The sequence below is a fragment of the Streptomyces neyagawaensis genome (genome assembly GCF_023516595.1).
Classification (GTDB): domain Bacteria; phylum Actinomycetota; class Actinomycetes; order Streptomycetales; family Streptomycetaceae; genus Streptomyces; species Streptomyces neyagawaensis.
In genome coordinates this window covers 20736-34850 of the sequence record NZ_JAMGBG010000052.1, presented here as the reverse complement: position 1 = coordinate 34850, position 14115 = coordinate 20736, and the positions used below count along the sequence as shown (strand labels likewise).

At 72.9% G+C, this 14115-nt stretch carries 9 protein-coding genes; 5 read left to right on the top strand and 4 right to left on the bottom strand.

All coding sequences use genetic code 11. From position 1 onward, the window contains the following. Positions 1–63 precede the first annotated feature (63 nt). The 5 genes from M8J73_RS22950 (at position 64) to M8J73_RS22930 (ending at position 8157) form a co-directional block, all read left to right on the top strand. Positions 64–759 (top strand): GntR family transcriptional regulator, encoded by a 696-nt coding sequence (locus M8J73_RS22950; RefSeq protein ID WP_055540886.1) that lies wholly within the window; start codon positions 64–66, stop codon positions 757–759. 68 nt (positions 760–827) lie between these two features. Beyond that, positions 828–2354, top strand: a complete 1527-nt coding sequence (locus tag M8J73_RS22945) for a hypothetical protein (protein WP_055540885.1) — start codon at positions 828–830, stop codon at positions 2352–2354. Further along, positions 2351–2509 carry a hypothetical protein gene (locus M8J73_RS22940; protein WP_157873246.1) on the top strand — a complete coding sequence of 53 codons (159 nt, stop codon included), beginning with the start codon at positions 2351–2353 and terminating at the stop codon, positions 2507–2509. Before M8J73_RS22945 ends, M8J73_RS22940 begins: the two co-directional genes overlap by 4 nt. Further along, positions 2506–3384: a hypothetical protein gene (locus M8J73_RS22935; protein WP_055540884.1), complete on the top strand. Its 879-nt coding sequence runs from the start codon at positions 2506–2508 to the stop codon at positions 3382–3384. Before M8J73_RS22940 ends, M8J73_RS22935 begins: the two co-directional genes overlap by 4 nt. A 57-nt stretch (positions 3385–3441) precedes the next feature. Further along, on the top strand, positions 3442–8157 hold the full coding sequence (locus M8J73_RS22930; protein WP_055540883.1) for a hypothetical protein: 4716 nt from the start codon (positions 3442–3444) through the stop codon (positions 8155–8157). Positions 8158–8265: 108 nt separating this feature from the next. Here the strand turns inward: M8J73_RS22930 and M8J73_RS22925 are convergent, their stop codons facing one another. From M8J73_RS22925 to M8J73_RS22910, 4 genes are all read right to left on the bottom strand, one after another. Next, complete coding sequence (locus tag M8J73_RS22925) at positions 8266–9816, bottom strand: GMC family oxidoreductase (protein WP_055540882.1); 1551 nt, start codon at positions 9814–9816, stop codon at positions 8266–8268. A gap of 194 nt (positions 9817–10010) precedes the next feature. Continuing rightward, a complete protein-coding gene (locus tag M8J73_RS22920; protein ID WP_055540881.1) occupies positions 10011–11615 on the bottom strand; it encodes an APC family permease in 1605 nt (534 codons plus the stop codon). A gap of 180 nt (positions 11616–11795) precedes the next feature. Then, positions 11796–13262 (bottom strand): aldehyde dehydrogenase family protein, encoded by a 1467-nt coding sequence (locus tag M8J73_RS22915; RefSeq protein ID WP_249829002.1) that lies wholly within the window; start codon positions 13260–13262, stop codon positions 11796–11798. A gap of 298 nt (positions 13263–13560) precedes the next feature. Beyond that, the gene (locus M8J73_RS22910) at positions 13561–14109 is read right to left on the bottom strand and encodes a hypothetical protein (RefSeq protein ID WP_055541241.1); all 549 of its coding nucleotides are present in this window, start codon (positions 14107–14109) and stop codon (positions 13561–13563) included. Between the last annotated feature and the right edge of the window lie 6 nt (positions 14110–14115).

The following is a 14115-nucleotide window of genomic DNA, read 5'->3' as shown; positions in this document are numbered from 1 at the left end:
TCGTTGAACGATCCTTCAATACCCATGTTGTCTCGTTCTGATGACTGCGGTTGAATTCGGCGCATGGCCGCCGAACTGACGGGACTCGCCGACGACCGGGCCCTGCTGGGCCGCACCAGCACCGCCGAGCGGGTTTCGGACATCCTCCGGAGTCGCATCGCCGAAGGCTTCTTCCCGCCGGGCACCCGCCTGTCCGAGGACAGCATCGGCGGCGCCCTCGGGGTCTCCCGCAACACCCTCCGGGAGGCGTTCCGCCTGCTCACCCATGAACGGCTCCTCGTGCACGAGCTCAACCGCGGGGTCTTCGTACGGGTCCTCACCGTCCAGGACGTCGAGGACATCTACCGCACCCGCCGGCTCGTGGAGTGCGCCGTCGTCCGGGGGCTCGGCGAGCCGCCGTACGGCCTCGACGGGCTCGCCGAGGCGGTCGCCGACGGTCAGCGGCAGGCGCGGGAGGGCGACTGGAAGGGCGTCTCCACCGCCAACATCCACTTCCACCGCGAGCTGGTCGCCCTCGCGGGCAGCGCCCGCACCGACGAACTCATGCGCAGCGTCTTCGCCGAACTGCGCCTCGCGTTCCACGTGGTGGACAACCCGCGCAAGCTCTACGAGCCGTACCTGGCACGGAACCAGCTGATCCTCGGGACGCTCCAGCGGGGCGAACGCGACCGGGCCGAGGAGATGCTGGCCGAGTACCTCGACGACTCGCTGCGGGGCCTGGTCGAGGTCTACGGCCGCCGGGTGGCCGACGTGTCCTGAGTGCGTTCCGGCCCCGCCCGGCGCAGCGATTTGGGTCGGTGTCAGACCCAGGACCTAATCTGTGCACCGTGACTTCACCCGTATCGACGGACAGCGTTCCGCCCCAGCTCAGCGCGGGGCCGCGCCCGGCGCCGGGCCCGGCCGCCGACGAGGGCCTGGCGCGGCGGCTGCGCGCGCTCGCCTGCACCGCGCCGCTGCACGACCTCGACGCGCGCAAGGCCAACCTCGCGGGTGAGTACTCGGTGTACGGCATGGCGGAGGTCGCCCTCGCCGCCATCGACCTGGTCACGCTCAACATGGACTTCGACACCGGCGCCGACCACGACCAGATCGTCGCCCGGCTCATCCCCCGTATCGCCGCCCAGGCCCCGCGGCGCCCCGTCGAGGAGCACGAGCGCGTCGCCCGCTGGGTCCTGGAGAACCTGATCAACGTTGGCAGCGTCGACCGCGGGTTCCGCGCCGTCTACGGCACCTTCGCCTCCGACGGCACCTATGTGCGCCGCGACTACGACTTCAAGCTGATCGAGGAGGTCCCCGGCTACGGCGGCGGTGTCTACCTCCGCACGACCGACGAGGCCGTCAACGTCCTCGTGGGCGCCCTCGACACCGACGTCACCAGCGCGCAGATCGCCGCCGAGGTCAAGCTGGAGGTCCTCATCAGCCGGGGCCGGCTCGCCGACGCCCAGCTCGCCGCCGAACAGGCGCGCTACCGGACCGTGCAGTACTCGGAGACGCTCCGCAGGGCCCTGGACGCCACCCGGCGCAACGTCCGCGCGGTCGACTGGCTCCAGGCCGTCCCCGACATGATCGCCGAGGCGCTCGACCACGTCGCCGACCGCTACCGCCACGAGAACGCGATCCTCACCAACATCCGCAAGGCCCGCGACGAGTCCGAGGACCCCGAGCAGAAGCGCCGCGCCGCCGAGCTCGTCGACATCGTCAAGGACTGCATCCGGCGGCACACCCAGTTGCAGTCCCGGCTGCTGGAGGCCGGCCCCCTGTTCCGCGCGGAGCAGGACCGGCAGGCCTTCGCCACCCCCATGACGACCTCGGGGACCGACCTGTACGGCCATCTGCTCGCACCGCTGCTGCCGCTGCCCGTGGAGCAGGCCCGGCGGGTGACCGACGCGTTCTTCGCCCGTGGGACGGGGCTGCGTACGCCGGGATCCCCGCGGCTCGGGGACCTCGTCGACCTCCTGTTCACACCCCCGGTGGAGCGGGAGCACCTGGGTGCGGAGATGCCGGAGCCGGACCTGATCGCCACCCCGGACGACAGCCGGTTCAGCGAGGAGCAGCTGGCCGCGGCGATGCGGCTGCTTGACCTCCCCGCCGACGCGCCCCGACGGCTGTCGGGACTGCTCGCCGAGGCCCGGCGGTCCGACCCCGAACTGCCCTATCTCGTCGCCCTGCTGGCCGTGCACGCGGCCAGCCCCCCGGTCGGCACGGCCTACCGGCAGGGCGAGGAGAAGCTGCTCTTCGCCGTGGACGACGGGACCGAGCTGGACGACCCGGAGTTCGGCGGGGCCGACCTCATCGTGGGGACGGCACTGCTGGACGCGGCCGGGATGGCGGCGGACCGTTCGGAGGCGGCATGAGAGCGACCATGGGCCCCCGGCCGGACCCCGCCCCCGGCCGGTTCCCGGCCGAACGCGGCCTGCCGCCTGCCCCCGCTGTCGGCGTCCCCGGTTCCAAGACCTGGGGCGACAGCTACTTCGAGACCTGTTCCAAGACCGAGGAGTCCCTGCCGTGAGCGAGCACGTCGAGTGGAGTGAGCCGGAGGCCGCCCCCGCTCCGGTGGCCGCCGCCGTCACCCCCGCCGACGCCGCCGACGCGGCGCGGCTCGTCGCCTTCGGGCTCCAGCCCAAGCTCCAGCCCGCCCGCGACCAGGAGTACGGCGATCTGCTGCGCCGCTACCGCGAGGACCCGGCCTTCGCCCGGCTCGCCGACGCCGTCGCCACCGGGCTCGGACTGGTGGTGCTGGAGGTGTCACCGAGAGCCGGGATGGCGGTGACGGCCGCCGAGGACTCCGTGTTCGCCGTCCGCATGGGGGACTACGCGCGGCGCACCTCGGCCGACTCCGTGGACCGCTTCCTGCACGGGCTCGCCCACCTCGCGGTCGCCGCGATGGCGTTCCCCCGCCCGGAGGACCTCGCGGACGACGGGTACATCGGGCGCGTGTCGGTGAACGGGGTCGACTCGTTCGTACGGCAGGCCTGCCGGCGGCTGGAGGAACGCGCCGAGGAGCAGGGGGAGAACACCGACCCGGCGACGGACGCGCCCGGACTGGAGGCCGCCTGGCGGATCTGGGCCAGACGCAGCTCCACCGGAGCCACCAAGGACGCCCGCCGACTCGCCGGTTCCACCACCGGCATCGTCGGCAAGGCGGTGGGCTTCCTCACCGACTCCGGGTTCCTCCAGCGCACGGGCGACGACAACGGCGGTACGTACCGCACGACCGCCCGCTACCAGCTCCAGGTGCGGGACATGGCGGGCAGCGCCGCGATGGCCGAACTGCTCGACCTGGGGATCGTCCCGGTCACCGACGGCACGGCCAGCCTGCTGCCCCCCGACGACACCGACGACCTGGAGCTGGTGGCCGACGCCGGGCTGCCGTTCCACTCCTGACCCGCCCGCACCACGTCTCCGCACGAACCACCCTCACGACCGCGAAAGTCCCCCACCATGTACGAGCTGTCCCGGGTCCGCCTCTACTCCATCGGGCCGGCCGGTGCGCGCTACGCCGACACCGTGCTGGACCTGAGGGGTGTCGGCGAGCCGGTGCCCGACCCCGCGCCGCAGCAGGCGGAGTTCTTCGAGGAGGAGCCCACCGGGCCGCCGCGCCGGCCCGCACCCGCGGGCGTGCTCTTCCTGGAGAACGGCGGCGGCAAGTCGGTCCTGCTCAAGCTGATCTTCTCGGTGATGCTGCCGGGGCACCGCAACACCCTCGGCGGCGCCAGCTCGGGCGTGCTGCGCAAGTTCCTGCTCGCCGACGACTGCGGACACGTCGCGTTGGAGTGGCAGCACACCCTCACCGGTGAGTGCGTCGTCGTGGGCAAGGTGAGCGAGTGGCGCGGACGCCAGGTCTCCAACGACCCCCGCAAGTTCGCCGAGGCCTGGTACTCCTTCCGGCCCGGCCCCGGCCTCAGCCTCGACAACCTCCCCGTCGCCGAGTCCACCGCCGTACGGCCGCCCGTCGAGGGCGCCTCCGGCGCGCAGGGGCGGCGGCGGACCATGAAGGGGTTCCGGGACGCCCTCACCGAGGCGGGCAAGGCGTATCCGCACCTCGAAGTGCACTGGGAGGAGATCCACGACCGCTGGAACGAGCATCTGACCGACCTCGGCCTCGACCCCGAACTCTTCCGCTACCAGCGGGAGATGAACGCCGACGAGGGCGAGGCCGCCGGCCTGTTCGCGGTGAAGAAGGACTCCGACTTCACCGACCTGCTGCTCCGCGCGGTCACGGACACCCGGGACACCGACGGGCTCGCCGACCTCGTCGGCGGTTTCGGCAACAAGCTCGGACGCCGGGCCGAGCTGATCGCCGAACGCGACTTCACCGCCGGTTCCGTGGACCTGCTCGGCCGGATCGTGGAGGCCGCCGAGGCACGGTCACGGGCGCGTGACATCCACACGGCCGCCGAGCGGCGGACCCGCACCCTGGCCCGGCGACTCTCCGCCAGGGCCACCCGGGAACGGGTCAGGGGCACCGATCTGGCCCAGCGGGTCACGGCCGCCGCGTACGCGGTCACCCACGCCGAGGGCGCCCGCGAGCGCAGCGCGCTGATCGCGGCGGAACTCGCCTACCGGCACGCCTCCCTCGCGCTGGCCGCCGCCGAGAAGTCGGCCGCCGCCCAGAAACGGGAACTGGCCGACGCGCGGACCCTGCACTCCGCCTGGCAGGCCGCCGAGGCCGTGCTCCGGCACCGCGCCGCCGCCGACCGCGTCGCGCGCGTGGCCGCCGCCATCCAGGAGGCCGAGCGGGACGCGGCCCCCGCGCTCGCCGCCCGCGCCAAGGCCGCCGTCGACCTCGTACGGGCCCTGCACGCGGCCGCCGAGAGCGCCGAGAACCTCGCCAACGAGGGCGAGGAGCGGTCGGCGGCCCTCCAGGAGCTCGGCGAGACCGCCCACCGGGACTCCACCGCCGCCGCCACCGAGGCGCAGCGCGCCCGCAGCGAGATCGGGCACCTGAAGCAGCGGCTCAGCGAGGTCGAGCAGGAGACCGCCGAGGCGGTCCGGGCCGGCTGGCTCGACGACAGTGCGCCCGACGCCGATCCGGCCCGGGCCGCCCTCGCCGCCAGCGACGCCGAGAAGACCGCCGTCGCCGCCTGGGACACCGCCCGGGAGGCCTCACGACGCGCCTCCGAGCACGCCAGGGAGGCGGCCTCCGCCGAGGCCCGCGCGGAGCTGACGGCCGCCCGCGCCGCCGACGCCGCCGTCGCCGCCGAGCGCGCGTACGACGGGGAGCGGCGCACCGCCGAGGCCCTCGCGGCGGAGGAGCGCCTCGCCGAACTGCTGAGCCTGCCGGGCGCCGCCCGCAAGAGCCGGGCCGGGGTGCCCGTACCCCGCACCGCAGGCGACGGCCCCGGCGGCGTGGCCGCCGCGAGGCCCGCCGAGCCGGAGCGGACGGGACCGGCGGCCGACGGTGCCGACACCTCCGGTTCCCCGGCCGAGGGCCCCCTCACCCCCGAGGAACTGGACCGCTTCGCGGACGAGCTGCGTGAGCTGCTCGACGAGAACGTGTCCTCCGCCGAGCGCACCCTCTTCGAGCTGCGCACCGCCGCGGCCGACGACTCCCGCATCCTCGGTGCCCTCGGCGACGGCGGACTGCTGCCGCCCGGCCCCGACGTCCTGGCCACCGTCGAGTTCCTCGGCGAGCACGGCATCCCCGCCCTGCCCGGCTGGCGGTACCTCGCCCAGGCCGTGGACCCCGCCGACCACGCGCGCGTGCTCGCCGCGCGCCCGGAGCTGGTCGACGGCGTCATCATCACCGACCCCGACTCGCACGTCCGCGCCCGCGCGGCGCTCAGCGACGCGGCCCTCCTCCCGCGGTCCGCCGTCGCCGTCGGCACGGCCGCCGCCCTGCTCGCGCCCACACCGCCCCTGGACGCGGGCCACGGGGCCTCGTCCGAGGTGTTCCTCGTCCCGCCGAACCCGGCCATGCACGACGAGCGCGCCGCCGACGAGGAGCGCCAGGCACTGCGCGCCCGCGCCACCGAGCGCGACGAGGAGATCCGGGCCCTCGCGGCACGCCTCGGCAAGGACCGGGAACTCGCGGCGCGACTAGCCTCCTGGCGCACCGGCTGCCCGGCGGGCCGGCTCACCGAGCTGGCCACGTCCGCGGCGGAGACCCGCGCGTTCGCCGAGGAGGCCGAGGCGGAGCTGGCAGAGGCCCGGACCGTGCGGGCGGAGGCCGAGGAGGCGGCGGCCGAGGCCGCCCAGGTGCGGGACGAACGGCAGGAGGCCGCGCAGAAGGCCCGGCGCGCCGCCGATGCCCTCGCCGGACTCGCCTTCCGGCTGCGTGAACGCGCCGGCTGGCAGGTCAAGCTCCGTGAACTCGCCGACGAGGCCGCCGAGTCCGAGGCCCGCGCCCAGGTCTGCCTGGAGCGGGCCCGCGCCGCCGACGAGGACCGCCGCGCCACCCAGCGTGCCGCCGACGACGCCCGCCGTACGGCACGCGCGCTGCGCGCCGAGCGCGCGGAGATCGCGGGCGCCCCCGACGACGTACCGGAAGCGGACACCGACGCGCCCAAGCAGCCCCTCGCCGCCCTCCGCGAGGCCTACCGCGCCGCCTCCCAGGTGTACGAGAAGGTCGGCGTGGGCGCCGACCTGCGCGCCGAGCAGGCCCGGGCCGAGAGCGACGAGAGCGCCGCCCGCGCGGAACTGGACCGGCTCAGCAACAAGGTCCGCAACCGCGCCGAGCAGCTCCTCCAGTCGCCCGACGGCTCCGACGGCCCCTCCCGGCAGGCCGCGTCGGCCCGCGCCGAGGAGCTGGTGCAGCTGCTGGAGACCCGTATGTCGACGGCGAGCGAACAGCTCGGACGGCTGCGCGGCGAGGCCGAACGGCACGCCCCCGAGGACGGCGAGGCCCACACGGAGCTGCCCGAGGAGATGGTCCCGCGCGACGCCGACCACGCCCAGGCCCTGCTGCGCACCGCCACCACCGAACTCGCCTCCCGTACCGAGGCGCTGGCCCAGGCCCGCGAGGCCCACGCGGAGCTGCTGGCGGCCCACCGCGCCGCCGAGGACGCGGCAGGCGGCTTCGACGAGACCGCCGCCCTGCTCCGGGACCTCCTGCGCGACCACACCCCGGACGACGACCAGGAGGAACCCGAGCCCTACCCGGGCGGCCTCGAAGAGTCGCGCAAGGCCGCCGCCGAGGCCCGCCGCTCCCTGCGCGGCTGCGCCGCCGACCTCTCCGCCGCCGAGGGCGCGGTGCGCGAGGCGAGCGACATCCTCGTACGGCATGCCAACTCCACCCGCTATGAGCAGGTGCGCACCCCGGCGCGGCAGCAGATCCGTGAGCTGCCCGCCTCCGCGCTGCCCGAGCACGCCCAGAAGTGGGCGGACGCCTTCGCGCCCCGGCTGCGGGTCCTCACCGACGAGCTGGCGCAGCTGGAGCGAAACCGCGACTCGATCGTGGACCGGCTACGGGGACTCGTGGAGTCGGCGCTCGCCACCCTGCGCTCGGCCCAGCGGCTGTCCAGGCTCCCCGAGGGCCTGGGGGAGTGGTCCGGCCAGGAGTTCCTCCGCATCCGCTTCGAGGAACCCGATCAGGCGACGCTCACCGAGCGGCTCGGCGAGGTCGTCGACGAAGCGACCCGCGCGGCCGTCAAGAAGAACTCCGACATGCGGCGCGACGGCATGTCCCTGCTGTTGCGCGGCGTCAGCGCGGCCCTCCAGCCGAAGGGCGTCGCCGTCGAGATCCTCAAGCCCGACGCCGTGCTCCGCGCCGAGCGCGTCCCCGTGGGACAGATGGGCGACGTCTTCTCCGGCGGCCAGCTGCTCACCGCCGCCATCGCCCTGTACTGCACGATGGCCGCGCTCCGCAGCAACGACCGGGGCCGCGACAGGCACCGCCACGCCGGCACCCTGTTCCTCGACAACCCCATCGGCCGGGCCAACGCGACGTACCTGCTGGAGCTGCAGCGGGCGGTGTCGGACGCCCTCGGCGTCCAGCTCCTCTACACGACCGGTCTCTTCGACACGACCGCCCTGGCCGAGTTCCCCCTGGTCATCCGCCTCCGCAACGACGCCGACCTCCGCGCCGGCCTGAAGTACATCAGCGTCGAGGAACACCTCCGCCCGGGACTGCCGCAGCAGCCCCGGGCGGGAGAGTCGGTACACAGCGAGATCACGGCGACGAGGATGTACAAGCGCCCCGCTCCGAACCCCGCCTGACGGGGGCCGCGCCCAGGGAGGGGCGCAGCCCCTCACAGGGGCGCGGGGAACCGCGCGACCGACCACGACGGACCCGCAGTCGCCGCGCGCCCCCAGGCACCCCGCCCCTCAGGCGTCGGCCTTCAAAAGGTCCGCGCACTTCTCGCCGATCATCATCGTCGTGATGCACGGATTGACCGTCACCAGGTCCGGCATCACCGACCCGTCGGCCACCCGCACCCCCTCGACCCCCTTGACCCGCAGCCGCGCGTCGAGCGGTGCCGAGGGGTCGTCGTCCGCGCCCATCTTCACGGTGCAGGCCGGGTGGTAGACGGTGTTGTGCGTCTTGCGGATGTAGTCGAACAACTCGTCGTCGGTCTGTACGTCGGGGCCGGGCGCCAGCTCGGCCCCCGCCCATCCGCCCAGCGCCGGCTGCGCGGCGATCCGCCGGGCCAGCCGCAGCCCGTACGTCATCACCCGCACGTCGTGCTCGTGGGTGAAGTACCGCGGGTCGACCTTCGGCTTGTCCCGGTAGTCGCGGGTCCGCAGCCGCACCGTGCCGCGCGACTTGGCCCGTGTCACGTTCGGCGTCAGACAGAACGCGTTCTCGGTCGTGGGGTAGCCGTGCCGGGCGGTGTTCATGTCGAACGGCACGGACCCGTAGTGGAACATCAGGTCGGGGCGGTCCAGGCCGGGCTCGGTGTCGTAGAAGATGCCCGCCTCCCACCACTGGCTGGACGTGGTGGTCATCGGCTGCGCCGCCTCCCACATGATGACGCCCTCGGGGTGGTCCTGGAGGTTCTCGCCGACGCCCGCCGAGTCGACGACCACGTCCACGCCCACCTCGCGCAGGTGCTCTGCGGGCCCGATGCCGGAGAGCATCAGGAGCTTCGGCGTGTCGATGGAGCCGCAGGAGACGATGACCTCGCGCCGGGCCCGGACGGTACGGGTGTGGATCTGGTCCGGGTCGAGGTACTCGGCACCGACGCAGCGCCGCCCCTCCAGCACCAGCTTCTTGGCGCGGACGCCCGTGCGGACCTCCAGGTTGGGCCGCTTGCCCATGATCGGGTGCAGATACGCCACCGAGGAGGACTGCCGGATGTTGTTCTCGTCGGAGTTGATCTGGAACCAGTTGGCGCCCCGGACCACCGTCGTACCGGAATTGAAGGGCGTCGTCGGGATGCCGGCCTGGACGCACGCCTCCAGCAGGGCGTTCCCGCACGGGTCGTCGCTCTTGATCGTGCGGAGTTTCACCGGGCCGCTGCGGCCGTGGTGGTCACCGGGGGCGTCGTTGTTCTCCAGCCGCTGGTAGAGCGGGAAGAGGTCGGCCGCGGACCAGCCCGTACAGCCGGCCGCCGCCCAGTCGTCCAGATCCTCCGCGGGGGCCCAGAAGGCGATGCAGGAGTTGTGGGAGGAGCAGCCGCCGAGGACCTTCGCGCGGGCGTGCCGCATGAAGCTGTTGCCGCTGGTCTGCGGCTCGACGGGGTAGTCCCAGTCGTAGCCGGACTCCAGCAGGCCCATCCAGCGTTCCAGTCTCAGGACGGCGTCGTCGCCGACGTCGCTGGGGCCCGCCTCCAGGACGCACACCGTGACCGACGGGTCCTCGGACAGCCGGGCCGCCACCACGTTTCCCGCGGTGCCGCCGCCGACCACGACGTAGTCGAACTCTTCTGGGCTCATGGGGAGTTGTCCTCCTTGCGTTGCAGGCGTCCCCGGCGGATCGGCGCCGGGGACCGCGCGTTGCGTGCTGTGTCCGGTCCCGGGGAGCGGGGCCCTGTCGGTGGCCCGGTCCGCTCGTGACCTGGCCCGCTCGTGACCTGGCCCGCTCGTGACCTGGGCCGTCCGTGACCTGGTCCGTCCGTGACCGGGGTCGGTCAGTCGGCCGCCGGGGAGGCGATGGGCGGGGCGGGGGGCGTCGTCGGCCCGGACGGCTCGGCGATGGTTCCGGTGGCGGTCATGGCGTGCTCGGCGAGCACCCCGGTCTTGTGGCGCTGGACGAACCAGTAGTAGGCGAAGCCGCCGCCCGCGATGAGCCCGACGAAGAGGACCGCGCCCCAGCGCAGGTACCAGTGGAACGGCTCGGTCGCGTTGTATACGGAGGCCCGGGGCCAGATCAGGTTGAGGGTCATGCCCGCGCCCCACAGGACGGCGAGGGCGTTGACGAGGACGCCCCAGCGGCCCAGGGAGAACCTGCCGTCGCCCGCCGGCTGCCACTTGCCGCGCAGCCGCGCCACCAGCATCGGCACGGTGACGCCGAGGTAGGCGAGGTAGATCATGATGATGCCGATGCTGGTCACCACGGTGAAGATCTGCGGCTGGCGGATGTTCACGACCAGGATCGAGAGGGCCAGCACGCCGATGATCACGGCCGGGAGGACCGGGGTCTGGAAGCGCGGGCTGACCTTGGCCAGCAGCGAGGACGCGGGCAGGTTGTTGTCGCGGGCCATCGCGAAGGCCAGGCGGATCGCCGCCGTGTGCACGGCGAGCGCGCACACCGTGACCGCGATCAGCACGCACCAGAGCATCGCCTTGCCGGCCGTCGGGCCGAGCACGTCGAGCACCACGTACTGCAGACCGTCCGTGGACAGCTTCTCGCCCTTCAGGCTGGAGACGCTCATCAGCGCCAGCAGCAGGATCAGACCGCCGAGGACGAAGGAGGCGACGATCGCCCGGATGATGGCGCGCGGCGCGTTCCGGGACGGGTCCAGCGACTCCTCACCGAGCGAGGCGGCCGTGTCGAAGCCGTACATGACGTACGCCGACGCCAGCGAGGCCACGAGGAACGCGCCCAGGTACCCGGCGCCGCCGTACCCCTCGCCGGTGCCGTTCGTCTCCAGGACGACCTGCGGGCCGCGCGTGATGTGCACCGCGAACAGTGCGATCAGTACCACGGTGGCGATCAACTCGATGAACACACCCGCCGTGTTGATCGTGGCCATCAGCTTCACGCCGAAGGCGTTGACCAGCGTGGTGAACAGGATCAACACCGCGGCCAGGATGACCGCGTTGGTCGCCACGTCATAGGTGCCGGTGCCGTCCCCGACGAACTGGAACACATCGGAGATCTGCGGCAGCGTCAGCTGGTAGGCGAGGGCCACCGCCGCGATGGACACGATCGACGCGGTCAGCATCATCCAGCCGGCGAGCCAGCCCAGATGCGGATTGCCTATCTTCTTCGACCAGTTGTAGACGGAGCCCGCCACCGGGTAGCGCGCCGCCAGTTCGGCGAAGCAGAGCGCGACCATGAACTGGCCGACGAACACCATGGGCCACGACCACCAGTAGGCGGGGCCTCCGCTGCTGTAGCCGAAGTAGAACAGCTGGAAGGTGCCGGTGAGGATCGAGATGTAGCTGATCCCGGCGGCGAAGGTGTGGAAGTTGCCGAGGGTGCGCTTGAGTTCGGGTTTGTAGCCGAACTCGGCGAGTTCGGCGTCGTCGTTCGATTTCTGTGGTCCGGTCGGTTGCTCGATGGTCGTCATGAGCGGACTCCTGGGGGGCCTCGGGGAAAGGGGGAGCGGCTCTTACGGGTGCCGGGTCGGATGCCGGAACGGGGGCCGGGGTGAGGTGCCCATGGGCACGGGCAAAGAGGGGGAACCGCATCCGCGGGACCCGGAAGAGGAGTCATACCTAAGCCTCAAGTCCCGCTTGTCACAAGGGAGTTACGCGAACCAACCCTGCGGTGCCGGATCCGTGTTGCGCCAGATGTGCTTGGCCTCGCGGTACTCGGCGAGCCCCGCGGGCCCGAGTTCACGGCCGAAGCCGGACTGCTTGTAACCGCCCCACTCCGCCTGCGGGACGTACGGGTGGTAGTCGTTGATCCACACCGTGCCGAGCCGCAGCCGGGCTGCCACCCGCCGGGCCCTGGCCTCGTTCGTCGTCCAGACGGCGCCGGCCAGGCCGTAGATCGTGTCGTTGGCGAGCCGTACGGCCTCCGCCTCGTCGCTGAACCGCTCCACGGTCAGTACGGGGCCGAACGACTCGTCCTGGACCACGGACATCGTGCTCACGCACTCGTCCAGGACGGTCGGCGGATAGTAGAAGCCCTGGTCGTACGCCTTACCCGTGGGCCGCTCGCCGCCACAGCGCAGGACCGCGCCCTCCGCGACGCCCTTGGCGACGTACTCCTCGACCTTCGTGCGGTGTGCCGCCGAGATCAGCGGCCCGGTCTGCGCCCGCTCGTCGAACGGACCGCCCAGTCGGATCCGCTCCGCCCGGCGCACGAGTTCGTCGACGAACCGGTCGTGCAGCGCGTCCTCGACCAGCAGTCGGGCGCCGGCGGAGCACACCTGGCCCGAGTGCAGGAAGACGGCGGTGAGGGCCATGTCGACGGCGGTGTCGAAGTCGGCGTCGGCGAAGACGATGTTCGGGTTCTTGCCGCCGAGCTCCAGCGCGACCTTCTTCACGCTCGCGGCGGCGTTGGCCATCAACCGCCGACCGGTCTGGAGGCCGCCCGTGAACGAGACGAGGTCGACGTCCGGATGGTCGGAGAGCGGGGCGCCCGCCTCGGGGCCGGCGCCGAGGATCAGGTTCGCCGTGCCCGGCGGCAGCCCGGCCTCCTCCAGCAGCCGCATCAGATGGATCGCGGTGTGCGGGGTCAGTTCGCTGGGCTTCAGCACGAAGGTGTTGCCGGCCGCGAGCGCCGGGGCTACCTTCCAGGCCGTCTGGAGGAGCGGGTAGTTCCACGGGGTGATCAGCGCGCACACCCCGACCGGCTCGTACACGACCCGGCTGTCGACGCCGTCCTGCCCGGTGTCCACGACCCGGCCCGTCTCGGCGGTGGCCGCGTGACCGAAGTAGCGGAAGCAGTTCGCGATGTCGTCCATGTCGTACTCGCTCTCCACCAGCCGTTTGCCGGTGTCGAGCGACTCGGCGCGGGCGAGCGCGTCCTTGTCACGTACGAGCAGGTCGGCGACCCGCAGCAGCAGGGCGCCCCGCTCGGCCGCCGGGGTCGTGGGCCACGGGCCCTCGTCGAAGGCGCGACGCGCGGCGGCGATCGCCTCCACGGTGTCCTCGCGGCCTGCCTCGTCGACGACGGCGACCAGGCTGCCGTCGGCGGGACAGCGGATCTCACGGGTCCGCCCGTCGAGCGCGCCACGCCATGCTCCGCCGATGAAAAGTTCGGGCATGTCTCTCGTTCCTCCTGGTCAGCGCCGTGCAGACGCCCTTGCGGCTGAGCGCCTAACCGGAAGAGCGCGTTCTATGCCGACCGTGCGGCCAAATGTGACGGTTGACACGTCCGGTCGGAAAGAGCGCCAGAAGGAACCCGTGCTGGAGCACCGAAAGGGACCCCCGGAAGGCACATCGCAAGGAGCACGCGAGGCACCGAAGGGGGTCCCCGGAAGGCGCACCGCAAGGAGCCCAAGAGGACACCGCACGGGGCCCGCACGGAGCGCCAGGAGGAACGAGGAGACGGCCGCGCGCCCCTTACGGGTGCGAGAGCTGGCCGGCGCCGCCCCGACGGCGTATGCGTGCCTGCGTACGCTCCGCCGCGCGCGCCTCACGGCGGGCCCGCCGCCGCTCGCGCCGCAGCGCACGCGCGGTGCTGCTGGGGGCCGACACCACGCCGTTGCGCTGGCTCCACACCTGCCGGGTCACCCAGACGTCCAGCACGCCCCAGGTCGCCGCGATCGTGCTGGCGACGCTGCTCAGGACCATCGGGAAGGCCAGCCAGGAACCGGCCAGGGTGCACAGCACGGCCACCATCGCCTGGATCAGTGTCACCGCGATGATGAGGACCGCGCGCACCGCCGCCGTCCGCACCGGGTCGGGCAGTCGGCGCCTGCGCGCCGGCTCCTCGATCCACAACGCCCGCTCATGCATGCGCTCTTCGTCCCTGGCGGCGGGCTTCCTCTCCTTCACCGCGACACCCTCGCCCGCCCCGGGGCCCCGCTCGGAAGCCCGAACGGCCTGTGCCGCCGCCTGTGGTGTCACCGTGTCGTTCTCGAGCGCCACGTGCCGCTCTGCCGTGCCCATCAACTT